The organism is Vibrio navarrensis (genome assembly GCF_015767675.1).
GTDB lineage: Bacteria > Pseudomonadota > Gammaproteobacteria > Enterobacterales > Vibrionaceae > Vibrio.
Genome location: NZ_CP065217.1, coordinates 513,449 through 539,957, shown reverse-complemented (window position 1 = coordinate 539,957; position 26,509 = coordinate 513,449). Strand labels below are relative to the sequence as shown.

Below are 26,509 nucleotides of genomic sequence, written 5' to 3'. Positions count from 1 at the left end.
TTCGATCTATCCTGTTTTGTCGGTGAAAAGCTTATAAGCCAGATTTCAGGCTGGCTTCGATAAATTTGTCCAGATCGCCATCAAGCACCGCTTGGGTATTGCGGTTTTCAATGCCGGTACGTAAGTCTTTGATACGAGAGTCGTCCAGTACGTAAGAACGGATCTGGCTGCCCCAACCGATATCGGATTTCGCATCTTCATTCGCTTGTTTCTCTGCGTTTTGCTTTTGCAGTTCTAGCTCGAATAGCTTCGCGCGCAGTTGTTTCATCGCCTGATCTTTGTTCTTGTGCTGAGAACGATCGTTTTGGCACTGTACCACAGTGTTGGTTGGTACGTGGGTAATACGTACCGCCGATTCCGTGGTGTTAACGTGCTGGCCACCCGCACCAGACGCACGATAAACGTCGATACGCAGATCGGCAGGATTAATGTCGATATCGATATTTTCATCAACCTCAGGATAAACGAACGCAGAAGCAAATGAAGTGTGACGACGGCCGCCTGAGTCAAAAGGTGATTTGCGCACTAAGCGGTGTACGCCGGTTTCGGTACGCAGCCAGCCGTAAGCGTAATCGCCAACAATACGCACAGTAACCGATTTGAGACCCGCAACGTCACCGTCAGAAATTTCAATCACTTCGGTTTTAAAGCCTTTCGCTTCGGCCCAGCGCAGATACATACGCAGCATCATGCTGGTCCAGTCTTGCGCTTCTGTGCCGCCAGAGCCCGCTTGCAAGTCGATGTAGCAATCGGATGAATCGTGCGCGCCAGAGAACATACGGCGGAACTCAAGACCCGCCAGTTTCTCTTCTAACGCTTCCAGCTCAGGGCCAATTTCGTCAAACGTTTCTTGATCTTCTGCTTCGATAGCGAGTTCAAGCAAGCCTTCAACGTCGTCAACACCTTGATCAAGCTGGTCGATGGTTTCCACCACCGCTTCCAATGAAGCGCGTTCACGGCCAAGCGCTTGAGCGCGTTCTGGCTCGTTCCAAACGTCAGGTTGTTCTAGTTCTGCGTTGACTTCTTCAAGACGCTCTTTCTTGGCGTCGTAGTCAAAGATACCCCCTCAGGACATTCGTGCGCGCAGACACGTCCTGAAGACGGTTTTTAATAGGATTGATTTCAAACATGTTGGCTCAACATTTTAGAGTAGAATTTAACCGCAGAATTCTACTGAAAAATGTGACAGAGATACAGGAAAAATTTGGCCGATGTTGACTCGTTAGCCAAAGCATTCGAAGCCCACGGTTCGGGGCTTCGGATGAACATTTATCTTGCTTCGAGATGGTCCACCATCAATTGCAATGATTGATTGCCACGGAACTCGTTGATGTCGAGTTTATAGGCCAAACGTACAGTTTTTACTGACGCATCGGGCCAGCGGCGCAGATCGACGTTAAAGGCGATGCCATCCACCATGATGTTGGTCGGCTGGCCTTTAAAAAGCGGTTCGAGCATCAGTTTGAGGTGCTTCTCACCCACCAGTTTTTGATGCAATAGTTTGAATTCACCATCAAAAACTGGTTCTGGGAAGCCTTGTCCCCACGGCCCCGCCGAACGCAGCATTTCCGCGACATGCATAGAAAACTGCTCCGGTTGGAGCTCGCCATCGGAGAGAATAATGCCCTTGAGCGCCGCTTCATCCAGTTCTTGTTTCACAACCTGATCAAACAGACGGCTAAAGCGCGTAAAATCGGCCTCTTTGATGGTCAACCCCGCGGCCATGGCGTGCCCGCCGAACTTGAGAATCAAACCTGGGTTTTGCGTGTCGATAAGATCCAACGCATCACGCATGTGTAAACCGGGAACAGAGCGACAAGATCCTTTGATCAAACCATCACCGCCATCAGCAAACGCGATCACCGGGCGATGGTATTTCTCCTTAATGCGCGAGGCGAGAATGCCAATTACCCCTTGATGCCAATCGCGCTGGAACAGAGCCAATCCATAAGGCAGCTCGGTGTTCTCTCCAAACTCCAGACGCTCACAAAAAGCCAGCGCTTCTTGCTTCATCCCTTCTTCAATTTCTTTGCGCGTTTGGTTAAGCGCATCCAGCTCGTTGGCCATGCGCCGTGCGGCGTGGATATTGTTACTCAGCAGCAGCTCAACACCGAAAGACATATCATCAAGACGCCCCGCGGCATTGATGCGCGGCCCAAGCGCGAAGCCAAAATCGGCGGCAACCAGACGACGCGCATCGCGCTTGGCCACTTCGATCAGCGCTTGAATGCCCGGACGCGCTTTACCAGCGCGAATACGCTGCAAACCTTGATGGACCAAAATGCGGTTATTTTCATCCAGCGGCACCACGTCAGCCACGGTGCCAAGCGCCACCAAGTCAACCAGCTCCATCAACTTGGGCTCGGCCATGCCTTGCTCAGCAAACCAACCGCATTTGCGCATATGCACACAAAGCGCCATCATCAGATAAAAGGCGACACCAACGCCCGCCAAGGATTTGGAGGGAAATGCGCAGGTCTGCAAGTTCGGATTGACCATCGCATCGACATCCGGCAACACTTGCCCTGGCAAATGGTGGTCGGTGACCAGTACTTTTAAGCCACGCTCTTTGGCGTAGCGCACCCCCTCAATCGAGGAGACACCGTTGTCGACGGTCATGATCATTTCTGCACCCAGTTCGATCGCTTGATCCACCACTTCAGGACTCAGGCCATAACCATCTTCAAAACGATTTGGCACCAGATAATCGACATTGCGGCTACCAAGCATGCGCAGCGCCAAAACCGACAGGGCAGAGCTGGTCGCGCCATCGGCGTCAAAATCGCCAACCACGATGATGCGTTTTTGCTCTTGAATGGCTTGAAACAGCAGTGTGACCGCCAGTTCAATACCATGCAGCTTTTGATAGGAATGGAGACCTTTTGCGGCATTGTCCAACTGAGCAATATCAGTCACGCCACGGTTGATATAAATGCGCTTAAGCAGTTCTGGGAGGCTCTCGGGTAACAGAGAGAGATCGGGTTCAGGTCGACGTTGTATTTCTATCATGCGTTGAATAGAGCCAAGCGCTTAACGCCAGGCTCTGCTCCTTGGATATGGATGGATTTATTGCTGTTGTAGTCGTTGTAAAAGCTTTTCCGGTGGCAAGTAGCCGGCAATCATTTCACCGCTGGCAAGGAAAATAGCCGGCGTACCATTGATACCGAGCTCTTGACCTAGCTGATAGTGAGCGGCAATGGTCTTTTTACATTGCGAGACATCGTTTTCTACCGGCGCAAATTTACGATTCACTTTCGCGTCATGCATGGCCGCTTTCGGATCGGCAGCACACCAAACACCCGCCATTTGATCGGCCACCGGGCTCACTCCCCCTTGACGCGGGAAAGCCATGTAACGAACGGTAATACCAAGATCGTTGTATTCTTTCATCTGACTGTGCAAACGCACACAGTAGCCACACGTAATATCGGTAAACACCGTCACGACGTATTTCTCATTGGCGGCTTTGTATTCAATCACGCTATCGCTAAACTTGGCGATTTTTTTTGCATTGAGCGGTGCTTGGCGCTCGGCAATTACGTCACGGTATTGGCCGTTGTCGTCAAGTGCGTACAGGGTACCTGCAATAAAATGCTTGCCATCGTTTGACGAAAACAGCACGCCGCTGTTGGTTTGGATCTCAACTAAGCCAGCCACATCCGAAGGTTGAATATTGGTAATATTCAGGCCAAGTTTACTAAAACGGGCTTTTAATGCGGCGCTATCTATGTTGGTACTGGCAACATTAGCACTGGCAACGACTTCGGTCGCTGGCGTGGTTGCATGGCTCTCTTCAGCGCCACACGCCGTGACAAAAAACGGAAGAGTCAAAAGAGTTAGTCGGCGTAATACGCTCATTAAAATCACCTTATATTAGCATCCGCTAAGCACGCGGATGGTGTTCGCTGTGAATCTGTTTCAGTCGTTCAGTTGCTACGTGAGTATAAATTTGCGTGGTCGATAAGTCACTATGACCAAGCAGCATCTGTACGACCCGCAGATCCGCACCATAGTTCAATAAATGCGTCGCAAAAGCGTGGCGCAATACGTGCGGCGAGAGATGATCGGTATCGATACCAGCAACCACCGCGTAATGTTTGATTCGATGCCAGAAGGTCTGACGCGTCATCTGTCTGGCCCTTTGACTGGGAAAAACCACGTCCGAAGTTGTCTCACCGAGCAACACCGGGCGACCTTGTTTAATAAAGGTTTCCAGCCAGTCGATGGCGTTTTCCCCCATCGGCACCAAGCGCTCTTTGCCCCCTTTACCCGTAACGCGCACAACCCCTTGGCGCAAACTGACGTTTTCCATCGTCAGGCTGACCAGTTCCGTCACCCGCAGGCCAGTGGCATACAAAAGCTCTAGCATCGCTTTGTCACGCAGTTCCAGCGGATCATTTACATCGGGCGCATCCAGCAGCGCATCCACTTGCGCTTCGCTGATGTCTTTGGGCAGACGCTGCGGCAGTTTGGGGCTGATCAGCAACGCGCTCGGATCGTCGGCGCGAATTTTCTCCCGGTGCAGATACTGAAACAGGCGACGAATCGCCGACAACATTCTGGCGCGCGAGGTCTGTTTATAATCGAGATCCGCTAAATAGGCTTGATACTCTTGCAATCCAGATAAGCTAATGAAATCAAGTCGATAATGGCTTGTTTCCATCCATTGCAGCAACTTCATCAGATCGTTGCGATAAGAAGCAAGGGTGTTTTCCGCCAACCCGCGCTCCATCCACATCGCATCGAGAAACTGCTCCACCAAGCCAAAGTCCTGCATATTGATTGATGCAGACTGCTGCATGCTTGTTTCCTTATCCTGTTTAGAACTTAATGGCCTGAGAGTATGTCAGGCAGGTTATTAATGCTATAAAAAATCCTTGTGCACGCGATATTCGCTGCAATCCTCAGCAAAATATGGGTAGAATTCGGTGTTCTAACCAATCGCAGTGATGACAAACATGAAAATCGGATTGTTTTACGGCTCAACCACCTGCTACACCGAAATGGCAGCGGAGAAAATTCGCGCCTTGATTGGCGAAGAGTTAGTGGATGTTCACAACGTTAAAGAGTCGCCTCTTTCCCTGATGGCAGAGTATGATCTGCTGCTATTGGGCATCTCCACCTGGGATTTTGGTGAGATTCAGGAAGATTGGTCGGCCATCTGGCAGCAAGTGTCTAGCTCACCAGTACAAGGCAAAACGGTCGCCCTGTTCGGCCTTGGCGATCAAGAAGGCTACGGCGAGTGGTTCCTCGATGCGATGGGGCTGCTGCACGATGAGCTGAAAATCGCCGGCGCTGAGTTTATCGGCTACTGGCCAAACCAGGGCTATCAATTCGACGCTTCAAAAGCGTTGACTGCAGACGGTACGCACTTTGTCGGCCTAGCGCTGGATGAAGACTCACAATATGAACTGAGCGATGAGCGCATCGCCACTTGGGTTGAGCAAGTGTTGGTCGAGTACCACGACAAGCTTTAAGCTGGTCATACTTGCGACTCAGCGCTCAAAAAGAAAATTGAGAAAAACATTGAGAATGAAAAAAGCCCGGCAGGATGAGTGCAGGGCTTTTTGTTTTCGTTGCTTAAGTGATGCGCCTGTTACGCGTTTTGCTGCGTCAGTTCTTGCGCCACTGAGCGGCTAACAAAGAACATGCAGATAATCGCCGCAGCGGTTGGCAGCAACCAGCCCATGCCCACGTCAAACAGTGGCAGCACTTTAAACGCAGAGACATCCACACCAGCGACTTTTGCCGCGTCGATCAAAGCAAACAACAGTGAAACTAAAATCACTACACGGTAAGCAACACGTGGGTTCGGCAGTTTCTTGCGAACAAACGTCAGTGCAACCAAGGCAATCGCCACTGGGTAAAGTGCGAACAACACGGGCACAGACAGAGAAATCAGCTGCGCCAAACCCACATTTGCCACGACCGCACACGCGACACCGTTAATCACCACCCACGCTTTGTACGAAAGCGGAGTCAGAGAGCTAAAGTAATCAGAACAGGCTGAGATAAGACCAATCGCCGTGGTCAGACACGCCAGCAATACGATGACCGATAACACGATTTGACCATAAGGACCAAACAGAGCTTGAACGTAAAGGCTCAGAACCACGCCACCGTTGTCGGCCCCCGCAGCCACAGTCGCGCTGGTTGCACCGAGATAGAAAAGTGAAACGTAGACAAACGCCAGCCCTGCCGCCGCAATCACGCCCGCTAGGATCAAATAACGTGTGGTTGCCGAACGCTCAGTGATGCCGCGATTGCGCAGCGCATCAACAATCAGCATGCCGAACATCAGCGAACCAAAAGTATCCATGGTGTTGTAACCTTCTAGGAAACCTTTGGTCAGCGGCTGAGTGAGGTATTCGCCCTGCGCCGCAATAAACGCGCCTTGTGGGTCGACAAACACCGCAACTGCCAGAACAATCAAACCCACAAACAGCGCCGGAGTCAGCACTTTGCCGATCACATCGATCAATTTACCTTGTGACCAAGAGAAAAAGATCGCTACCGCGAAAAACAGCACAGAGAAAATGGTGAGATGCGACTGTGCGGCTTCAGCGAAAAACGGTTTTATCGCCATTTCATAAGCAACCAGACCAGTTCGCGGCGCAGCAAATGCAGGGCCAATGATGATAAAGATCAGCACCGCCATCAGCATCGCGGCTTGTTTGGGTAGATCTTTGGTCAAATGTTCCCAAGTTCCACCTGCGAGGGCGATGGCAATAATGGTGATCAAAGGAAGACCAACCGCCGTCAGCAAGAAGCCAAACATCGCTGGCATTAAATTATCACCGGCAAGTTGCCCTGCCAGCGGTGGGAAAATGATGTTACCGGCACCGAGGAAAAACGCAAACAGCATGAAGCCGACTGCGAGGATATCGGAAAATTTTAAAGTCTGTTTCACAGATAACCCTTAGAATAATTCTGATGAATGTTGTGTATGCTTTTGTGGATCAGAAAACCTGATCCCTCTTTCGAATAAGGCGCGCATAATGACTAAACCACCATCAATTGGCAACCTTTGCGACAAAAACACTACATTAATTTACAGAAATGACAATATTACAGTTGATGTCACTGGTATCTATTTTTAATCCAGACAAATAATCCATACAACTTTACCCACAAGTCGTTAACACCTAGAGAATAATTTCACACAATCATTTAACAGTGGTTTTTGTATCTAAAAAATAGCGAGATAAAAACATAAACATGAAGAGTGACACATTAAAAACTAAGGGCTTCAATTTTAAACAGTTTTCGATCGCAGACAGCCACTCAGGGATGCCTGTCAGCACCGATGGTGTGTTACTTGGGGCGTGGAGCGATTTTTCCTTCGCGAGCAACTTGCTCGACATTGGCACAGGCACTGGGCTCTTGAGCCTGATGTCTGCACAGCGTTTTCCTACGCTGCGCATCACGGCGGTCGATATTGATGCGCATGCTATCGAAGCGGCCAGAGATAACTTTGCACAAAGCCCGTGGCGAGATCGGCTGGAGGTGCAGCAAGGCGATGTCTTGACCCTCAATCTGGGAACGCGTTTTGACGCCATCATCTGCAACCCGCCCTATTTCAACAGCGGAGAGCAGGCCAAAATGCAGCAACGTGCCACGGCGAGGCACACAGACAGCTTAAGTCACTGGGATCTGATTTCGCGCGCCAAAGCGCTGCTCAACCAAGACGGGCGAGCTAGCTTTGTGTTACCCGATGTGGAAGGAACTGCCTTCATCCAACTGGCACAAACGCAAGGCTGGCACCTTAGCCGTCTTTGCCGGGTGCGCCCTAGCGAGCAAAAACCCGTCTCACGGCTACTGTTCGAGCTGAAATTGCAAGCGACAGCGGTACAAGAGCAAAGCCTGTCCATTCGAGAGGAAAACGGCTACAGCGCCGAGTTTGTCGCCCTAACGCAAGACTTTTATCTCAAGATGTAGAAATAACATGTGATCCTAATCACCGTTCACTCTATAATACGTCCCCTTTTAATTGTTGCTGCTCTGTTAACCTGTGAGTTAACCGAGCTTGTGGAGACCCTACTGTGATCAGAACTTTTGCTGAACTGGATCTTGACCCCAACCTGTTGGCTGCCATTGATGAACTTGGCTTTGAGCGTCCAACGCAAATTCAGGCCGAAGCGATCCCACAAGCTCTGGACGGCCGAGACATTCTGGCCTGTGCGCCCACCGGTACCGGAAAAACGGCGGCCTTCGTGCTGCCAGCGCTACAATATCTGATTGACTTCCCGCGTCGCAAACCGGGGCCGGCACGTATTTTGATCTTAACGCCAACGCGTGAGCTGGCGATGCAGGTGGCTGACCAAGCGCGCGCACTGGCAAAGTATACCAAGCTCAATATCTTCACCATCACAGGTGGCGTGCAGTATCAAGAGCATGCCGATATTCTCTCTACAACGCAGGATATCGTCGTCGCCACACCTGGCCGCTTGATGGAGTACATTCAAGCCGAGCGTTTCGACTGCCGAGCCATTGAGTGGCTGATCCTTGATGAAGCGGATCGCATGCTGGATATGGGCTTTGCCCCGACTGTGGACCGCCTATCGAACGAATGTCGCTGGCGTAAACAGAGCATGCTCTTTTCTGCCACCTTGGAAGGTAAGGGCGTGGAAGGCTTCACCGCGGATCTGCTCAAAGACCCAGCCGACATTGATGCCGAGCCTTCTCGTCGCGAGCGCAAGAAAATCACCCAGTGGTACTACCGCGCCGATAGCATGGAACACAAACTGGCGCTGCTGAAAAACATTCTTACCGAGCAAGCTGAGCGCACTATTGTCTTCTTGAAAACACGCGAGCGTTTGGCCGACCTACGAGCACAGCTGGAAAGCGCTCAGATCCCGTGCTCTTGGATCCAAGGGGAGATGCCACAAGATCGCCGCAACAATGCGATTGCGCGTTTTCGTGATGGCAGCGTTAACGTGCTACTTGCAACCGATGTAGCCGCACGCGGTATCGATTTACCTGACGTTTCTCACGTGGTGAACTTTGATATGCCACGCAGCGCCGATGTGTACCTGCACCGAATTGGCCGTACCGCGCGTGCCGGTAAAAAAGGCAACGCGATCTCCATCGTTGAAGCGCATGACCAAACGATGCTTGACCGCGTAGCTCGCTACGTCAAAGAAGAGATCAAAGAACGCTTTGTCAAAGAGCTGCGTCCACAGCACAAAAAACCGGTGTTTAAGAAGAAAAAGAAAAAAGACGATAAAAAAGCCGTCAGCAAAAAGAAAAGTGTGAAAAAGAAAAAGTAACCACACGATAAAACAGAAGGGTTGGCCAAGTGCCAACCCTTTCTTTTTCCAACAACGGAATTAATGCTGCTCTTCGCGCTTAAACACCAATTCCGTCGGCGTGGATTCTTCTTCCACAAAGTAGTAACCCGCGGTGTCAAACTGGGTAAGATCGGCCACACTGCGGATTCGATTTTCAATGATGTAACGTGCCATCATGCCACGCGCTTTCTTGGCAAAAAAGCTGATGACTTTGTACTGGCCATTTTTGCCATCTTTGAAAATCGGCGTCACCACCTGAGCTTGCAGATTCTTCGGCTTCACCGCTTTAAAGTATTCGTTCGAGGCCAGATTAATCAGCACATTGTCGCCTTGCTCGGCAATCGCCTCATTGAGCTTGTCGGTGATCACATTGCCCCAAAACTGGTAAAGGTTGCTGCCTTGCGGATTGGCTAACTTAGTACCCATTTCCAGACGATACGGCTGCATCAAATCGAGCGGCTTCAGCAGGCCATACAAACCGGAGAGCATGCGCAAATGCTGCTGCGCGTAGTCAAAATCCGCCTCTGTAAACGTTTCGGCTTCCAGCCCGGTATAAACATCGCCTTTGAAAGCCAGAATCGCTTGGCGCGCATTTTCTGGCGTGAAGGTTTCGCTCCAATCTTGGAAGCGACCCACGTTGAGATCGGCGATTTTATCGCTCACTTTCATCAGTGAAGCAACATCGGCCGGCGTTAAGCGGCGGCAAACGTCAATCAACTGTTTGGAATAATCGACCAATTCCGGTTGGGTAAACTTTTGCGTCGCGAGTGGCGATTCGTAATCCAGAGTTTTGGCTGGAGAAACAACAATAAGCATGACGATGACTTCCTAATTTTGTTTTTCACTAGGGTACAAAAAAAGCCATGCAATGTCTGCATGGCTTTTACAATCACACTAATAGCAAAGAGCGATTACTTGTTTTTGTTGTCCCAAATGCCTTCTTCAAGCTGAGATTTGAGCTCTGGGAAATCGTCAGCATTAAAGGTGGGCAATTTGCCCTCTTTTAACTGACGGTTGTAGTCTTTCGCCAGTTTGATCACGATGCCAGAGAGCAGCAGAATCGCGACCAAGTTGACAATCGCCATCAAGCCCATCGACACATCTGCCAGCGCCCACACAAATGGCAGTGGTGCCACCGCACCGTAACCGACCAAGCCCAATACCACCATACGGAAAAGATTCAAGCCCGCTTTGTGGTTGTGCTCAAGGAAGACTAAGTTGGTTTCTGCGTACGAGTAGTTGGCAATGATCGAGGTGAAAGCGAAGAAGAAAATCGCGACCGCGACAAAGATGCCCCCCCAATCACCCACTTGTGAGCTGAGGGCTACCTGTGTCAGTTCAATACCAGTGATTTCTCCATGAGGCACGTATTCGCCAGACATCAAGATGATGGAAACCGTGGCAGAACAGATCACGATAGTGTCCATAAACACACCCAGCATCTGCACATAACCTTGCGAAGCAGGATGTGGTGGATATGGCGTTGCAGACGCTGCTGCATTCGGCGCTGAACCCATACCCGCTTCGTTGGAGAACAGGCCGCGTTTGATCCCGTTGATCATCGCTTGGGCGATGGCATAGCCAAGGCCACCAGCGGCCGCTTCTTGTAAACCAAACGCACTTTTGAAGATCAAAGCCAGCACCGCAGGCAATTTTTCGAGGTTGCTAAACATCACAAACAGCGCCAATGCCAAGTAAGCCAGCGCCATCACAGGCACAATCAGTTCAGCGGTGCGCGCAATACGCTTGATACCACCGAAAATAATCACGCCCGCCAGCACCATGATCGCACCGCCTACGTACTTATCTTCCCAACCGAAGGCGTTTTGCATAGCCCCTGCAATGGAGTTGGCTTGCACAGCGTTAAACACCAGACCAAAAGCGATAATCAAAAAGACCGAGAAAAGCACGCCCATCCAGCGCATGCCAAGGCCCTTTTCCATGTAGTAAGCAGGACCACCGCGGTAGTTGCCGTCATCATCTTTGGTTTTGTAAAGCTGCGCCAGCGTACTTTCAGCAAACGAGGTCGCCATACCTAACATGGCAATCAACCACATCCAGAAAATCGCACCCGGACCACCCGCAGTAAGGGCAACGGCAACCCCTGCCATGTTTCCGGTACCAACGCGCGCAGCTAGGCTAGTACAAAGTGCCTGAAAAGAAGAGATACCAGCTTGGTCAGCTTTACGGCTGTTCTTCAATACGGAAAACATGTGTCCAAAATGGCGGAACTGGATAAACCCAAGGCGGATAGTGAAGTAAATCCCCACCCCAACCAGCAGGTAAACCAGAATAGACCCCCATAGCAGGTCATTCATCAAATTAATCAAGTCTGTCATACATACCTCAAATTGAGTTGCGTCGGTCCGTGCGTCCTAGCCATCCACCAGATTGCGATACCAAGTGTCAAATTAGCTTGGTCTTATTCGTTTTAGATTGGCAATCCAGAATCGTAAATGTCGCTTCATGCATCCTTTTTACGTACCAACGTTTTTTGACGCAGCGGATAATGCAGCTTGAAAAAACAAAAATCAATATGCATAAGAGTGCATTTTTGTTGTATTTTTCACTGTAAATATACTTTTTGTTAACATAAAAAACAGCGCAAGCAGCGAAAAGTGGTTACATTTACTGCACAATGTTTTTACATCAAATTATAATCATTCTTTTTCACTTCAATTTGGTCGGCAGTCCTTACCCTATCTATGATCCGAAGCCATCGAACGCTTTCTCCGCTCCCGTCGGAACCTGATACTTGTTACATTTGGAAACACCCCATCCTTTGAACATCTATTTGTATCGTCATACGGTTTAAATACACACCACTTTAACATTCAATTTTTTTTCATTTAAACGTTTTCGTTGATGCAAATGCTCACTTTTCAACCACATCAGGCTCAGTGAAATGTGATGTTGTATTCAGTTTCAGGCGAAAATTTCATGTTACCGACACAAATGCGAAATATATCGTGGCTAAGCTCGGAGAAACTGTGGTACTTAGTGACTGCACAAGCGCTGGTTATTTATGTGAGGTAGCTTATGGACGGCTTTGAACTAGATGACTTACTGGATTTTGAAACGACTGGCACCACCAAAACCCGGTCAAAACCAGTAAAAAGAAAATGGCGTGAAATTGAGGCGATGATGGATCGCCGCAATCTTCTAAAAGAGCTTCGAGACATGGATTTTTGTCACGATTATTCACTGGAAGACATTAAACTTTAACGAATACTGAAATGGCACCTTAGGGTGCCATTTCTCTTTTTATTACGCTGTCCGAACGACGACTGACTCGCCCCTAAGCCCATTCTCTGTCACTTTGTTTGACCCTCTCAGCCAACTGTTGGTAGTGGTCCGCAATGGTTTTGCCAAACACAGGGTCATCTTCGTTGATCAACCACTGTGATTCGACCGTTTGCCAGTCCTGAGTGGTGAAAGACTCTGCAATTAAAGGCAAGACTAAACGTTCTTCAATATCTAAATGGCGGCGCTGAGAGGTGATAAAGGCTTCAAGGTGCTCTAGAAAAACATCATGTGGCACGACCGCATCGCTGAGGATCATCTGTACTATCTCGGTAAATCTGGCCGTCTCTTTTGCCAGCGAGATATGCTCTTGCTCTAGGTTTTCTATCGTCCGCTGCGCCCCATAATGCTGCAAGTAGTGTCGATAGAGAATGTCCTCTTTGGGGTGATGCACTTTTTCCGCATGTACAGAGAGATAGTCAACGATTTCTGCTACCAAACCGTAGTTGATCGGTTGCTCGTTTTTCAGTTGTTCCACTTTCTGACGTAAGATAGCCAACAAACGCACAATGTAGCTGTGCTCACGTCTTATCCGTTCGATCATCATAGTGCTTCTCCTTAACACTTCATTGCTGCTACTAAGTGTATAAGAGAGAAATGGTTTCGGTTTAGACCTTGCTCAAAAAAGCACCATTTAAACCGTCATCGGTAAATGCCAGTGGATTGGCGTTTTTCCTTGTTGAGAAAGCAACTGATTCGTTTGAGAAAAATGACGGCAACCTAAAAAACCCCGGTGCGCAGAAAGCGGAGAGGGATGCGGGGCCGCGAGGACATAATGCTTGTTTCTATCAATGAAGCGGCCTTTTTTTTGCGCATGCGAACCCCAAAGTAAGAAAACCACGCCTTGCTGATGCTGGTTTATCGCCTCGATAACCCGGTCGGTAAACACTTCCCACCCGCTGGTTGCGTGCGAGTGCGCTTTCCCCTGCTCCACGGTCAAAACCGTATTCAACAGCAGGACGCCTTGCTCTGCCCAACTCTGCAAAAAACCGTGTACTGGTATCTGAAAACCTTCGATATCTTGTGCCAACTCTTTGTACATATTGAGTAAAGATGGCGGCGGCTTGATTCCGGGGAGAACAGAAAAGCACAGGCCATGCGCCTGATTGGGCCCGTGGTACGGGTCTTGGCCCAGAATGACCACTTTGACTTGATTAAATTCCGTAAAACGGAAGGCGTTGAACACGTCTTTGGCCGGAGGGTAAATGACTTTTCCGGCCTGACGCTCTGCGTCCACAAAACTGAGTGTTTGTTGAAAATACGCCTGTTGCTTTTCAGCACCAATTACATCGTGCCAGGTCAGTTCCTGCGTCATTGGGGAATCCCGCTGTTACTATCAAAGCCGCTATTTTACACCCAAATGCGCATGATAAACCGGGCAATTTGTATTTAATTACCTCCCCTGCACAGAGTAACCGCTATTCGCTTTTCTCATGCGGATGCGTCGCCTTTTGTGGAGTTCGGTAGTGCCCCGGCCCAGTAACATGGCGATTGGGAGCAGGGAGCCGTGCAGCTCGGCGGCCAAAGGACGTTGGGGTAGCAGTGATTGTCGGTAACATAGTGGCATCCTCCATTGCGAAATTTTCTGTGCGACTATCGTCATGGTGAGATATGAAAAAAGATGCCAATATGATTAAACCTTCATTTAATCGATTGATTGTAGATGAAATTCTCTTAACGCCCGAATTTCCCCCGCCCACAAATCCGGCTCAATTGTTTCTAAAATCAAAGGGATAGAATCAAAGCGCCTATCTTTGGCTATGTATTCAAAACAGCTCCAGCCAATCGCTCCTTTCCCCAACGCCTGATGCCTGTCGACCTTACTACCGAGATCCACTTTTGAATCATTGAGATGCATTGCCCTTAAATAGTGCATGCCGACCACGCGTTCAAACTCAGCAAAAGTGTGCTCACATGCGGCCATAGAACTGAGATCGTAGCCAGCGGCAAAGGTGTGGCAAGTATCGAGGCAAACGCCCACCCGCTCTTTGTCTTCCACTTGGTCGATGATTTCCGCTAGATGTTCGAATTTCCACCCCAAGTTTGTTCCTTGACCAGCAGTATTTTCAATCACTGCCACCACATCAGGCACGGCTTGATGCGCCACATTGATCGACTGCGCAATCAGCGACAAACACTCTTGTTCTGAGATTTGATTGAGGTGACTGCCGGGATGAAAATTCAGCAAGGTTAAGCCCAACTGTCGACAACGTTCCATTTCATCGATAAAAGCCAAGCGTGATTTCTCTCGCTTCTCCTCTTCAGGCGCTCCTAAGTTAATCAGATAAGAGTCATGTGGCAGGATCTGCTCAGACGCAAACCCAAGCATCTGGCAGTTGGCTTTAAAGGCACTGATGGATTTGGCCTCCAACGGTTTAGCGACCCACTGACGCTGATTTTTGGTAAATAAAGCGAAGGCGTTCGCACCAATTTCTCTTGCTCGCAGCGGCGCATTCTCAACACCACCCGCTGCAGAAACGTGGGCACCAATAAATTTGTTACCATATCGATTTTTACTGTTTGTCATTTAATCACTTTTTACTTTCATCTCTGATGGGCAATTACAACGATTTAGCCTTCATTCGTCAAATTTGACTTGCAATTTGTAGTAAATTTACAACAAATGATCATTAAAATAATTTTTAACCAATCAACTATATTTAATTGATATTGTTTTTAAAGAGTTTATTGATCCAGAACAATAAATTAACCTTGATAAATTTAATGTTTTTAGTTGTTTTTTGACTTAAATCAATACTAGAATAATGGTTATTAGCTATATAATTAGCAGCTCGACAAAATTTGAAAATAAACACCATAACACCACCTGCGTGGACTAGGAGATAGTGATGATCCAAGGTATCCAAATTACTAAAGCGGCAAACGACAGCCTACTGAACTCTATCTGGCTTTTGGACAGTGAAAAGAACGAAGCGCGTTGTGTGGCTGCGCTATCTGGCTATGAAGCCGATCAAGTTGTGGCGCTCAACGAACTGGGTGAATTCGAAAGCCGTGAAGTGGCTATTGAAGCGGCACCGCGCATCGAAGGGGGTCAACACCTCAACGTCAACGTACTAAAACGTGAAACGCTAGAAGATGCAGTCGCTCACCCAGAAAAATACCCACAGTTGACCATTCGCGTATCTGGCTACGCTGTACGTTTCAACTCTTTGACTCAAGAGCAGCAACGCGACGTGATCGCTCGTACTTTTACTGAGTCGCTCTAATCACAACATTACCATTTACTTTAACGGCGCTCTTTGAGCGCCGTTTGTTTTTAGCTGGCAATCTGGCAATAAAAAAGGCGGAGTCAACTCCGCCTTTGCTATTTCATTTTTGGCTCACCTACTGAACTTGACGCAGTACCACTTTCAACGCATCAAAGTCGGCTTCCAACTCCTGAGACAGTAACGTCATCTGCGCATGTTTAGCCAATGGCGCTGGCAACTCAATATCAGTGCCCAAAATGTCATCAACTACTTCTTTAAACTTGGTAGGATGCGCTGTACACAAGAACAAGCCAGTTTCACCCGCTTGAAGTTGCTCTTCAAGCACACGGTAAGCAATTGCGCCATGTGGTTCACACAGATAGCCTAATTGATAAAGTTCGCGTACAGATTGCGCGCTTTGCGCATCACTGACCGCTCCTTTCCCCAGCGTTTCGAGTCCCCACTCTTTCACGCGGCAAAGCTCTTCAATGCGTGGCCAGTTGTTCGGTTGGCTCACGTCCATGGCATTTGAAGTCGTTGCCACGGTCGGCTTAGGATCCCACTGACCTGTCTCGAGATAACGCGGCACAGTGTCATTAGCATTGGTCGCGGCGATAAAGCGTTTAACCGGCAAGCCGAGTGCTTTCGCCAACAGACCAGCGGTCAGGTTGCCAAAGTTACCGCTCGGGACTGAAATCACCAGGTTCTCACGCTCTGATTTGCTCATTTGCGCCGCCGCTTCAAAATAGTAGCAAATTTGCGCCATCAAACGGCTGATGTTGATTGAGTTCGCAGAGTTCAAACCAATTTCTTCACGCAACGCAGCATCATCGAATGCCTGTTTGACCAGCGCCTGACACGCATCAAAATCACCATGAACCGCAACCGTATGGATATTTTTACCTAGAGTACAGAACAGCTTTTCTTGCAGCGGGCTGATTTTTCCCTTTGGATAGAGGATCACTACGTTGATATCTTCCATACCATAGAAGGCATGGGCAACCGCCGCTCCTGTATCACCCGACGTCGCGGTCAAAATAGTGATTTTGCCACCATTGGAAACAGCAACAAGTGACTGCGCCATAAAGCGGCCACCGAAATCTTTGAACGCCAGTGTCGGGCCGTGGAAAAGTTCTAGGGCATAGACACCCGGCTTAACTTGTGCAATCGGCGCAGGAAATTGGAACGCCGCATCCACCATCGCGCTCACTTGCTGCGCAGAAAGCTCATCACCAATCAACGCTGAGAGAATTTTGCTGCTACGGGCAACAAATCCTTCTTCTAGCAGTGCGTCAATATCGGCAAACTGAGGCAATTCAGCGGGAAAAAATAGACCTTGATTGCGGCCTAAACCTTGGCGAACGGCTTGGCCAAAGGAGACTTGTTGTTGATTTTCTTTGATGTTGTACAGCTTCATAGCTCACTTCCTGTCACGACCGAACCTTGTTTGTTCAAACGGCAAACATGGACGAATCCTTCTTCATTTTGTACGTAATTTTGTTCAAGCCAGCGAGCAACGCGCTCCGCGACCTCTTTCTCTTTGCAAATGCTAAATAGGGTTGGGCCACTGCCCGAGATGCCCGTCGTCAATGCACCGGCAGACGCGGCGTATTTGCGCGCATCAGCAAACCCTGGCAGCAGTCTCTCACGATACGGTTCTGCGATCACGTCTTTGATCAGCTTCGCCGCTAACTCTGGCTGGTTAGAGTGACAAGCGTGGATGAAACCGGCGAGATGGCGGCCGTGCGCAATAATGTCTTGTCGGCGATATTGTGATGGCAAAATAGCGCGCGCTTCCGCGGTCGAGACTTTGATCCCCGGATAAGCCATCACCCAATACCAATCGTCAAAACAGGGGACTTCTTGGCTGATGATACCGAGCTCTTCAAGCATCAATTGCAATCCGCCCAAGTAGCAAGGCGCAACGTTATCGTAGTGCACGCCACCAGAGATTTCCCCTTCCATTTCGCCCATCAGAGCCAGCAACTCGGTTTCATCGAGCGGGTTAGCATGGAATTGGTTGAGTGCATCTAGCGCTGCAACAATCGAACAGGCGCTGGAACCAAGCCCAGAACCGATTGGCATGTTCTTTTCTAAGGTCATTTCGACCGATTTTAAAGCCACACCTTTTTTGTCTAACTCACGAGCGAACACGCGCCAACAGTGGTAAACAATATTTTCTTTGGCATCGGCGGGCAACTTAGCGACAAAGCGACCTGCCGTTTTAAGTGCAAATGGCTCGCTGCCTTGCTTCACCATCACTCGATCACCTAACAGAGTGCCATCAATGGGGGACACCGCCGCCCCCAACACGTCAAAACCAACGCTGACATTACCGATAGAAGCAGGAGCGTAAACGACTACCCCCATATCACTTGAACTCATTGATTAAACCCCTAATTTCCAGCCGAGTGTACGCATTACGTCCGAGAACACGCCGGCCGCAGTCACCTGAGTACCCGCGCCGTAACCACGTAAGACTAATGGAATTGGTTGATAGTAGCGGCTGTAGAAAGCCAGTGCGTTCTCACCATCTTTGATCTTGAACATAGGATCGTTTTCGTCCACCGCCGCGATAGACACTTTGCATTTGCCATCAATGATTTCGCCAACGTAACGCAGCACTTTCCCTTCTTGCGTGGCTTGCGCGAGTTGCTGCTTAAAGTAGGCGTCCGCTTCAGGTAAGCGAGCCATAAACTCTTCAACACTGCCTGAATCATCGAAGCCAGGTGGCAATGCCTGATCCACTTCCACATCTTCCAGCTCCAGTGACATGCCCGCTTCGCGTGCAAGGATCAACAGCTTGCGCGCAACATCCATACCCGAGAGATCATCACGCGGATCGGGTTCAGTAAAGCCGTTTTGCTTCGCAATGTAGGTCGCTTCACTTAAGCTCATCCCTTCGTCCAATTTGCCGAAGATAAATGAGAGTGAGCCAGACAAGATCCCGGTAAAACGTTCCAACTCATCCCCTGCCGAAATCAGGTTTTGCAAGTTTTCAATCACCGGAAGGCCTGCGCCAACGGTTGTCTCATACATCAACTTGCGGCGCGAGCTTCGCGCGACATCGCGCAATTGGTGATAATACGCCATGCTCGCTGTGTTAGCCTTTTTATTCGGCGTGACCACATGGAAACCCGCAGCGAGAAACTCGGTATATTGGTTCGCGATGGCTTCACTGGAAGTACAGTCCACCAGCACAGGGTTGATAATATGGTTGCGCTGTACGGTAGCGATCAGACGCGGCAAGCTAAACTCTTCGGTCGCATTTTTGATGCGATCGCGCCAGTTATCCAGTGGCAAGCCATTACTGTCTAACAGCAGGCCTTTGCTATTGGCAAGGCCACAGACACGAATCACGATCCCTTTATCCGCGAGTTTTGCCTGCTGGCGATGGATCTGATCGACCAGTTCACCGCCGACACCGCCGACACCAACCACAAACACATCTAAGAAGTGCTTGGAATTAAAAAGATTCTCGTGGCAGGCTTTAATCGCCTCGGAAATTTTATCTTCCGGAATAACCGCAGAAATTGCGCGTTCAGAGGAACCTTGCGCAATCGCAATGATGTTCACGTTCACTTCCGCCAGCGAAGCAAAAAACTGTGACGCTACGCCTTTGGAAGTGCGCATGCCATCACCCACCAAGGTAATAATGGCGACATCACTGAGAAACTCGACAGGCTCAAGCAAGCCATCTTTTAACTCGAGCTCAAATTCATCGGCGAGGGCTTGAGCGGCAGTGGCTTTATCTGCCGCTTCGATACAAAAACTGATGCTGTATTCAGAAGAAGATTGGGTAATCAGGACTATCGATACACCGGAAGCAGACATCGCGCCAAACACCCGGCTGGCCATGCCGACCATGCCTTTCATGCCAGGACCGGAAACGTTAACCATGGTCAAATTGTTGAGCGTGGTAATGCCTTTAATCGCCAGTTTATCTTCGCCAGTATCTTGGCCGATGAGCGTGCCTGCCCCTTGAGGATTGAAGCTGTTTTTGATCAAGCAAGGAATATGGAACTGCGCGATAGGTGCAATGGTTTTCGGATGCAACACAGAAGCGCCAAAGTAAGAGAGCTCCATCGCTTCTTGATAGCTGAGCGATTTGAGTAACCGAGCATCTTCAACCAATCGTGGGTCGCAGTTGTAGACGCCATCAACATCCGTCCAGATTTCACAGCAATCCGCGCGCAAACATGCCGCGAGCACCGCCGCCGAGTAGTCAGAACCGTTACGGCCAAGCGTGACCAACTCACCTTGTTTGTTGCCCGCGGTAAAGCCCGGCATGATGTGCACATGGCCCGCAGGTAGCGGCTTGTTACGGAAATTTTGCGTGGAGATGTCGACATCAACCATCCCTTCAAGATGGTCGCCTTTCGCCAAAAGATATTCTACCGGGTCAATCAAGTTAACCGCATGACCTTTAGCCGCAAGAACCGCCTTCATCAATTGAATAGATACACGCTCACCTTTACTAATAATGCGGGCGTTCACATTATCAGGACACATCCCCAATAGGCTAATGCCATGTACAAACTGACGTAGCTGAGAAAGCGAACTGGCCACTTGGCCGAGGTAGTCTGCGCCATTGATGGCAGGGATTTGTTGTTTAATATCATCAAACAACTGGTGGAATGATTCTTCTACCTCTGCGATTTGCCGCTCCGCTTCACCGTGTTTTAACGCCGACTCAATGATAGCGACTAATTTGTTGGTTGTTTTTCCCGGTGCTGATAAAACAACGGAAACCTCTTCTTGTTTTGCATTATTGGCAATGATATCTGCCGCCCTTAAGAAGCGCTCAGCATCGGCTAACGATGAGCCGCCAAACTTCAATACTCGCATCCCTTCCTCCCGGATCATTTTTAAACTGTATAAAAAAAGGCCTGTATCTTGTTGGATACAGGCCTTTTTTTGGAATTTCTTTCGTTCAGCAGCCTGCCCCAACATGTGTGATGTCGGTAATAATAATGGTGGTGGTCATTACTGATTGGCTGTTAAATGTCATAGATAACTATTCATTGTGATTGTGTGTTTGCTTAGCTCTACGTTTACCGTAGTTTCTGTACTGCCGTCAATAAAAAGTTCAATTTTTTTAATCTCACTCTCTTTGCTATGAGAAAAAGGCATAAAGCCATTTGTGTAAATCACATGCCTATCTCGATAGTTTGAAGCTGGCTGCAAAAATGAACTTTGGACGGGCTATAATCTCAGACAATCGCGCGACAAAAAGTACGCCCAATGTCAGGTTGTGTGCTTTAATCAAAGATACGCCAGAATAAGAAAAAGAAACACAAGGAGTAGTGGTATGAAAAACATGCTGGTTTTGCTGCTGTTGCTTTTGTGTGGCCAAGTAACTGCCAACCCGCTTCCTTCTCTCGCGCCCAGCAAGCTCTCACCCCATAAATTGTTTTTCTCCAGTGAAACTCAGCCAGAAGAAAACTTTGATGTGTGGAATATAGATGGCGGTTACGCCTATCAAGTCTTTGAATCGGTCGATCTTTACGTCGGTGCTCGTGTTAATAACTCCCAACTCAACAACCAAAGCGGCTTCCTTAGCGGCGTAAGTTATAAGATTAACGAACATTTTACCTTAAAGAGTACCCTACGTTCGTTCAAAGTCAGCCCTGAAGATGGCCAACCAGACACCACAGGTTTCGCGGCCGAAGTGTCAAGCCGCGTCAAGATTACCGAATCGTTGGATTTGCATGCCACTCTTGACTATCAGGAGTGGCAGCAAGGGATTGAAGTGGGTATCGGCTTTCGCTTTTAAATCTCAAGCGCTTGTTTAGAGATTAAAATTCCATTCCAGTCTGCGTAAATGTACTCTTTGGGTTGCACGATTTGGTTGAGCATCATCAGGGTCACATTCACCTCTCCAGCTCCGCGTTTCTCCGTTTTAAATGGAGAGGTTCCTAGCGCTTTGACGCCAAGAGACATCTGCGCCATCTGCGCCACATCTCTGACTGCGCCGAAGACAATCACGCCTTCCCAATTATTTTCAATCGCCAAGATGGCAAGTTGATCGCCAAACAACGCTTTCAGGCAGGAACCATGTCCGTCGACGACCAGGACTTTGCCTTTACCATCCTGAATAAGCATCTCGCGCACCTTCGAGTTATCGTGGTAACAGCGTACTGTCACGATCTCTCCAAAAAACGCCGTTTTTTGACCGTAATTCTGCAAAGGAAGATTGAGTAGCCTTACTTTATCTTCAAACTTATCGCAGATGTCCGGAGTAATGTCGTTCATAAATCCTCCTTGATAATTTTATGACAGAAACAGAACGTTTATCGTAGGCGAGAAGCGATGCTGCCCAGCGACTGTTTTGTTTCATCGGCAAAACAAGAAACTAAAAATAACTCTTTATTCTCGATGTAATAAATGGCGTTTTGTTGAAACTCTTTCGCTATGTCCAAGGCTAGACGCATATCCACTTTTACCGCAAAGCTTGCTTCGCTCCAGGTCAAATCTTGGTTGCCGACCAACATTGGGCAATAGTCCAGGTCCATTAATCTCTCTTTCAGACGCTGATTATTTATGCAATTTTGCTCATTTGACAATAGTACACTTCCTGGGTTCCATGCGGTAATAATCGCGTAGTTGCCCTCTGTCCAACTCTGGGCAAAAGCGAAGAATGAGTCTGAATATGCATGCCATAATTGAGCATCTACACCTGTTTCGACAATTTTTATCATAAGTTTCGAACGATTAATAATTGTTACATTTAGCCAATTGATATAAATCAACAAAGTGAATGGAATTAACATTTGAGCATTGTTAGCATGCTGTTAACATTATAGAATCCGCTCAAAAGAACAGGGTTGTTTACCTTTCCATATCTGCTTTGCCTGTCACTGTGGGTCTTGAAAGGTAAACAAACCCTATAGAATAATCCAGTAGCAGTCGGACGCTGCTTACTTTTGGCGAGAACTCAAGGAAGGCACGTAACTGAAAGAAGTGTTTTTTTGATCACTTTGCTTTATTATCAAAATCACATTACCTGTATGTTATGTTTTTGCCTAGAATTTATTCTATTAGTACAATTTTGTCACAAATTTAGGTACCGCCAATGCAAACCCCGCAGATTCTTATCGTTGAAGATGAGCAAGTAACTCGTAACACTCTTAAGAGTATTTTTGAAGCAGAGGGATATGCTGTATTTGAAGCCAGCAATGGTGATGAGATGCACCAAATGCTGTCAGAAAATAACGTTAATCTAGTGATAATGGACATCAACTTACCAGGTAAAAACGGCCTTCTTCTGGCTCGAGAATTGCGTGAGCAAGCAGATGTGGCACTGATGTTTTTGACTGGTCGTGATAACGAAGTCGACAAAATTCTCGGCCTAGAAATCGGTGCAGACGACTACATCACCAAACCATTCAACCCTCGTGAACTGACTATTCGTGCGCGCAATTTGCTCGGTCGCTCAATGACCAATAGCATCGTGCACGAAGAGAAGCGTTCAGTGGAAAAATATGAGTTTAACGGTTGGGTATTAGACATCAACAGCCGCTCACTGATCAGCCCACTGGGTGATGGTTACAAACTGCCACGCTCTGAATTCCGTGCGTTGCTGCACTTCTGTGAGAACCCGGGCAAGATCCAAACCCGAGCCGATCTGCTTAAGAAGATGACCGGACGTGAGCTCAAGCCGCATGATAGAACGGTTGATGTGACCATTCGTCGTATCCGTAAGCACTTTGAGTCCATATCAGGTACGCCAGAGATCATCGCCACCATTCACGGTGAAGGCTACCGTTTTTGTGGTGATTTAGACGCTTAAATATCAATGTGATATAAAAAAAGGTTGGCGTGGTGCCAACCTTTTTTGTTTGCGTCAGTTTAGTAGACCTTATCAATAGCCACTTTGCGCTCAACGAGCCACAAGATCGTCGCTTGATTCTCGAGCTGCAAAGCGATATCAACGGGTTGCTCAATGTCGAACTCACCCTGCCAGTTAAACGCCACTTCCCACTGATTTTCGCTGTGGGTTCGCACTTCAAGTTCGCTTTCACTTAGATTCCACTGCTGTTCACCCTGTTTGATGGTCAGGAGATTTACGGTCAAATTGGCGGGCAACTCACCATTGGAAGAGAGATAGAGTGACCCGTGCAAACTTTGCGCCTCTTGTTCTCCAACCATCGGCATTTGGTTAACCCACAGTGTGCTTTTCAGTTCGATCACGCTTTGGTTTACCGTGACTTGGTTGTCTTGCTGCCAACTGATCGCAGGTTGTGTAGAACATCCGGCCAGTAGAGCCAGAGAAAGTGTCGCTAGAGCCCATCGTTTCATTTCATTCCCCTTTGTTCTAACCAGCTTTTCAGGATCACAATATCATGTTGATATTCATTTTTGATCTCTTCCACCCAATCACCGATATTCTCCCACCAAGCTGGCATATCCGGAGATTGCGCTTTTTGCGCCACGCTTTGAATTCGCTTCAAACCAATCGAACCCGCGGCACCTTTAATTTTATGTGCCTCTGAGACAATCCCTGACTGATCTTTGGCAATCATGTTGAGATCCAGCAAGTCCAAATAACCTGGCATCATCTCGGCAAACATTTGAATACTGTCCAACACTGGGGTGGGACCAACAATATCGACATACGATTCGAGCATATCAATGTCCAGCACTTGGGTTTCTAGACCATGCGTCTGCGCGTCGACTTCAAGAGCTTCAGTAGCACGCGGCATGGGCTCCGGCTCAGTGAGGATCAATTTGCTGATCACCTCCTGCATCGCTTTCACCGCTAAAGGCTTACTCATCGCGTCGTCCATGCCTTTCTCTAAATACTCGCGTTTATCTTTCAACAGATTGGCCGTCAGTGCGACCAACGGCGGCAAATTCTGATAATGGGTGCGATAGTAGTGAGCCACATCAAAACCAGTCATATCAGGCAGTTGAATATCGAGCAGTACTAAATCGTATTCTTGTGGTTTGAAACGCTCAATCGCCTCTTCTCCGGTCATCGCAACCGTGACCTGATGGCCAAGACTTTCCAACAGCGAGCGCGCGACCGTCACATTGAGCGCGATGTCTTCCACCATAAAAATGTTCAAACTCAGTTGCGCTTCAACCTCCGCCTCAATGGTTTGGCCTTCGACCACGGGCACCTTGATGGTCAGGGTAAAGGTGCTACCAAACCCCTCTTCGCTGGTCACCGTGATATCGCCATCCATCATGTTGATCAGTTGACGCGAGACTGCCAAGCCGATGCCCGTGCCAACAGCATGCAGGTTGTCTTTGCCCGATTTGACCTGATAATACATGGCAAAAATCTTATCCAGCTCTGCTTCTGGGATACCAATCCCGGTGTCTTCCACTTCAATGATAATCGACGCGTGTGCCTCTTCAACCTCTGCGCTCACCGTCATCACCACCCCGCCCTCTTTGGTGAATTTCATCGCATTACTGACCAGATTCCAAATCACTTGGCGCAGGCGAGTGGCATCAACCTCGACCATTTTAGGCAGCTCACTGAGACGTTCTAAGTCAAAACGCAATCCCTTTTGTTCTGCCATCAACGCGGCGATGTTCTCGATTTCGACCACAAAATCTTCAAAATCGAGCGGCTCAGGGAACAGCTCTAATTTGCGCCGATCAAACTTATCCATGTCGATAATGTCGTTAAAAATATTGCCTAGAGTGATAGCACTGACATTGATGGTTTGCATGTATTTACGCTGCTCATCCGTTAAGGTCGTATCGAGCAACATACGGCTTAAACCGACGATGCCGTTGAGCGGTGTACGCAGTTCATGACTGACGGTAGAAATAAAGGTGGTTTTGTCGCGGCTGGCTTTTTCCAACGACTCTTCATGGCGTTTACGGTCAGTAATGTCACGGCCAAACCCCATCAAACCCAAGTGACGACCATCTTTGCTGTAAAAAGGCACTTTACGCAGTTCAAAGTAGTGCTTGCGCCCATCAGGGTATTCAAGCCACTGCTCGTAGGTGAGCGCACGGTTATTGGCAAACACTTTTTGGTCGGTGTCGACAATTTGCTGCGCGACTTCTTTGCTGTAGACATCCCACGGGCTCAAGCCGACCAGTTGATGCTCTTTTTTCCCGGTTAACTCTTCCATTGCGCGGTTACAGCCTGAAAATACCCCATCGGCGTTGCGATAGTAGATAAGATCCGGAGAAGCATCGATAAACGAGCGCAGTAACGCCGTTCGCTCGGCAAGTTCTAATTGGGTTCGCTCGCGCTGAAAGACTTCGTTTTCCAGATCTTTCATCGCCTCTTCACGCGCTTCTTCCGCTTTGATCCGCTCTTCGATTTCTTGGTTAAGCTGCTCGATGTTTTGCTGCAACTGCACATTCAGCTCTTGGTCTCGCGAGCGCATGTCTTTCAGCTTTGAGACGAGTTTGGATAATCGCTGCCGAGACTCTTCCAGTTGATCGACCACCACCGAAAGAAAATAGACCGCCCAAGGGGTGATCACTAAGCCAAAAAAGACCGAGCGGACGATATCGATGTCATCCACGCTCCCTTTCAGCGCCAGCGTAATTCCCACTTGCACCACCACGGCCAATGCCACCAATGCCAGCGCGAGCAAAATGGAGAAACGGACGATGCCCAGCTTGACTAACAAATCGACGTAGTACTGGGCAAGATTTTTCATGGGTTTCATCTAAAGCTCCAAAGCGTGAGTGGCCATTGCGATAGCCGCCGAACTCGGCACCGACACCCAC

At 48.7% G+C, this 26,509-nt stretch carries 24 protein-coding genes and 1 other annotated feature; of the genes, 7 read left to right on the top strand and 17 right to left on the bottom strand.

What is annotated here, in order from left to right; genetic code table 11:
• Positions 1-31: 31 nt before the first annotated feature.
• The 4 genes from prfB to xerD all read right to left on the bottom strand — a co-directional run bounded on the left by prfB (position 32) and on the right by xerD (position 4,801).
• Positions 32-1,130 (bottom strand): peptide chain release factor 2 gene (gene prfB, locus I3X05_RS02370; RefSeq protein WP_139046298.1). Its coding sequence is split into 2 segments (ribosomal slippage): positions 32-1,054 and positions 1,056-1,130, totalling 1,098 coding nucleotides; the frame shifts between segments, so codons are not numbered across the junction.
• Positions 1,131-1,269: 139 nt separating this feature from the next.
• The gene (gene recJ, locus I3X05_RS02365; RefSeq protein WP_193157622.1) at positions 1,270-3,009 is read right to left on the bottom strand and encodes a single-stranded-DNA-specific exonuclease RecJ; all 1,740 of its coding nucleotides are present in this window, start codon (positions 3,007-3,009) and stop codon (positions 1,270-1,272) included.
• A gap of 57 nt (positions 3,010-3,066) precedes the next feature.
• Entirely contained in the window at positions 3,067-3,858 is a 792-nt protein-coding gene (gene dsbC / locus I3X05_RS02360) for a bifunctional protein-disulfide isomerase/oxidoreductase DsbC (protein WP_337970939.1), read from the bottom strand.
• Between the two features lie 25 nt (positions 3,859-3,883).
• Positions 3,884-4,801, bottom strand: a complete 918-nt coding sequence (gene xerD / locus I3X05_RS02355; RefSeq protein ID WP_193187558.1) for a site-specific tyrosine recombinase XerD — start codon at positions 4,799-4,801, stop codon at positions 3,884-3,886.
• Between the two features lie 157 nt (positions 4,802-4,958).
• On the opposite strand from xerD, the gene fldB reads away from it, so the two are divergent.
• Entirely contained in the window at positions 4,959-5,477 is a 519-nt protein-coding gene (fldB, locus tag I3X05_RS02350) for a flavodoxin FldB (protein ID WP_061894172.1), read from the top strand.
• 119 nt (positions 5,478-5,596) lie between these two features.
• Here the strand turns inward: fldB and brnQ are convergent, their stop codons facing one another.
• Positions 5,597-6,910, bottom strand: coding sequence for a branched-chain amino acid transport system II carrier protein (gene brnQ / locus I3X05_RS02345; protein ID WP_045569929.1), 1,314 nt, complete (start codon positions 6,908-6,910; stop codon positions 5,597-5,599).
• 308 nt (positions 6,911-7,218) lie between these two features.
• Here brnQ and I3X05_RS02340 point away from each other — a divergent pair, with 308 nt between their 5' ends.
• Positions 7,219-7,938 carry a tRNA1(Val) (adenine(37)-N6)-methyltransferase gene (locus tag I3X05_RS02340; RefSeq protein WP_045569928.1) on the top strand — a complete coding sequence of 240 codons (720 nt, stop codon included), beginning with the start codon at positions 7,219-7,221 and terminating at the stop codon, positions 7,936-7,938.
• Between the two features lie 104 nt (positions 7,939-8,042).
• Complete coding sequence (gene srmB, locus I3X05_RS02335; RefSeq protein ID WP_045569927.1) at positions 8,043-9,269, top strand: ATP-dependent RNA helicase SrmB; 1,227 nt, start codon at positions 8,043-8,045, stop codon at positions 9,267-9,269.
• Positions 9,270-9,329: 60 nt separating this feature from the next.
• Here the strand turns inward: srmB and yaaA are convergent, their stop codons facing one another.
• Both yaaA and I3X05_RS02325 read right to left on the bottom strand, forming a co-directional pair.
• The gene (gene yaaA / locus I3X05_RS02330) at positions 9,330-10,106 is read right to left on the bottom strand and encodes a peroxide stress protein YaaA (protein WP_045569926.1); all 777 of its coding nucleotides are present in this window, start codon (positions 10,104-10,106) and stop codon (positions 9,330-9,332) included.
• Positions 10,107-10,201: 95 nt separating this feature from the next.
• Complete coding sequence (locus I3X05_RS02325) at positions 10,202-11,629, bottom strand: alanine/glycine:cation symporter family protein (protein WP_337970938.1); 1,428 nt, start codon at positions 11,627-11,629, stop codon at positions 10,202-10,204.
• Positions 11,630-12,329: 700 nt separating this feature from the next.
• On the opposite strand from I3X05_RS02325, the gene I3X05_RS02320 reads away from it, so the two are divergent.
• On the top strand, positions 12,330-12,515 hold the full coding sequence (locus I3X05_RS02320) for a DUF3545 family protein (RefSeq protein ID WP_045569924.1): 186 nt from the start codon (positions 12,330-12,332) through the stop codon (positions 12,513-12,515).
• Between the two features lie 73 nt (positions 12,516-12,588).
• Here the strand turns inward: I3X05_RS02320 and I3X05_RS02315 are convergent, their stop codons facing one another.
• The 3 genes from I3X05_RS02315 to nfo all read right to left on the bottom strand — a co-directional run bounded on the left by I3X05_RS02315 (position 12,589) and on the right by nfo (position 15,120).
• The gene (locus I3X05_RS02315) at positions 12,589-13,140 is read right to left on the bottom strand and encodes a hemerythrin domain-containing protein (protein ID WP_171816711.1); all 552 of its coding nucleotides are present in this window, start codon (positions 13,138-13,140) and stop codon (positions 12,589-12,591) included.
• A gap of 87 nt (positions 13,141-13,227) precedes the next feature.
• Positions 13,228-13,908: a uracil-DNA glycosylase gene (ung, locus tag I3X05_RS02310; RefSeq protein ID WP_045569922.1), complete on the bottom strand. Its 681-nt coding sequence runs from the start codon at positions 13,906-13,908 to the stop codon at positions 13,228-13,230.
• Between the two features lie 330 nt (positions 13,909-14,238).
• Entirely contained in the window at positions 14,239-15,120 is an 882-nt protein-coding gene (nfo, locus tag I3X05_RS02305) for a deoxyribonuclease IV (protein ID WP_045569921.1), read from the bottom strand.
• A gap of 322 nt (positions 15,121-15,442) precedes the next feature.
• On the opposite strand from nfo, the gene grcA reads away from it, so the two are divergent.
• A complete protein-coding gene (gene grcA / locus I3X05_RS02300) occupies positions 15,443-15,820 on the top strand; it encodes an autonomous glycyl radical cofactor GrcA (protein WP_337970937.1) in 378 nt (125 codons plus the stop codon).
• 118 nt (positions 15,821-15,938) lie between these two features.
• On the opposite strand, the gene thrC is transcribed toward grcA, so the two are convergent.
• The 3 genes from thrC to thrA are packed head-to-tail and all read right to left on the bottom strand — an operon-like array spanning position 15,939 to position 20,650.
• The gene (gene thrC, locus I3X05_RS02295; RefSeq protein ID WP_337970936.1) at positions 15,939-17,219 is read right to left on the bottom strand and encodes a threonine synthase; all 1,281 of its coding nucleotides are present in this window, start codon (positions 17,217-17,219) and stop codon (positions 15,939-15,941) included.
• On the bottom strand, positions 17,216-18,172 hold the full coding sequence (gene thrB / locus I3X05_RS02290) for a homoserine kinase (protein ID WP_045569918.1): 957 nt from the start codon (positions 18,170-18,172) through the stop codon (positions 17,216-17,218). The genes thrC and thrB overlap by 4 nt, the downstream gene beginning before the upstream one ends.
• Positions 18,173-18,190: 18 nt before the next feature.
• Positions 18,191-20,650 (bottom strand): bifunctional aspartate kinase/homoserine dehydrogenase I, encoded by a 2,460-nt coding sequence (gene thrA / locus I3X05_RS02285; RefSeq protein WP_045569917.1) that lies wholly within the window; start codon positions 20,648-20,650, stop codon positions 18,191-18,193.
• Between the two features lie 30 nt (positions 20,651-20,680).
• Positions 20,681-20,801 (bottom strand) — a sequence feature (Thr leader region).
• A 312-nt stretch (positions 20,802-21,113) separates the two neighbouring features.
• Here thrA and I3X05_RS02280 point away from each other — a divergent pair.
• Positions 21,114-21,578 carry a hypothetical protein gene (locus I3X05_RS02280; RefSeq protein WP_045569916.1) on the top strand — a complete coding sequence of 155 codons (465 nt, stop codon included), beginning with the start codon at positions 21,114-21,116 and terminating at the stop codon, positions 21,576-21,578.
• Here the strand turns inward: I3X05_RS02280 and I3X05_RS02275 are convergent.
• Together I3X05_RS02275 and I3X05_RS02270 are read right to left on the bottom strand one after the other, a co-directional pair.
• Positions 21,575-22,057: a putative 4-hydroxy-4-methyl-2-oxoglutarate aldolase gene (locus I3X05_RS02275; RefSeq protein ID WP_193157623.1), complete on the bottom strand. Its 483-nt coding sequence runs from the start codon at positions 22,055-22,057 to the stop codon at positions 21,575-21,577. The two genes, I3X05_RS02280 and I3X05_RS02275, sit on opposite strands and share 4 nt — an antisense overlap.
• A gap of 38 nt (positions 22,058-22,095) precedes the next feature.
• Positions 22,096-22,575 (bottom strand): DUF3293 domain-containing protein, encoded by a 480-nt coding sequence (locus I3X05_RS02270; protein WP_226972248.1) that lies wholly within the window; start codon positions 22,573-22,575, stop codon positions 22,096-22,098.
• 302 nt (positions 22,576-22,877) lie between these two features.
• Between I3X05_RS02270 and arcA the strand changes: the two genes are divergently transcribed.
• The gene (arcA, locus tag I3X05_RS02265; protein ID WP_045569914.1) at positions 22,878-23,594 is read left to right on the top strand and encodes a two-component system response regulator ArcA; all 717 of its coding nucleotides are present in this window, start codon (positions 22,878-22,880) and stop codon (positions 23,592-23,594) included.
• A 59-nt stretch (positions 23,595-23,653) separates the two neighbouring features.
• Here the strand turns inward: arcA and I3X05_RS02260 are convergent, their stop codons facing one another.
• A complete protein-coding gene (locus I3X05_RS02260; RefSeq protein WP_045569913.1) occupies positions 23,654-24,103 on the bottom strand; it encodes a hypothetical protein in 450 nt (149 codons plus the stop codon).
• The gene (arcB, locus tag I3X05_RS02255) at positions 24,100-26,448 is read right to left on the bottom strand and encodes an aerobic respiration two-component sensor histidine kinase ArcB (protein ID WP_202934052.1); all 2,349 of its coding nucleotides are present in this window, start codon (positions 26,446-26,448) and stop codon (positions 24,100-24,102) included. Before arcB ends, I3X05_RS02260 begins: the two co-directional genes overlap by 4 nt.
• Positions 26,449-26,509 lie beyond the last annotated feature (61 nt).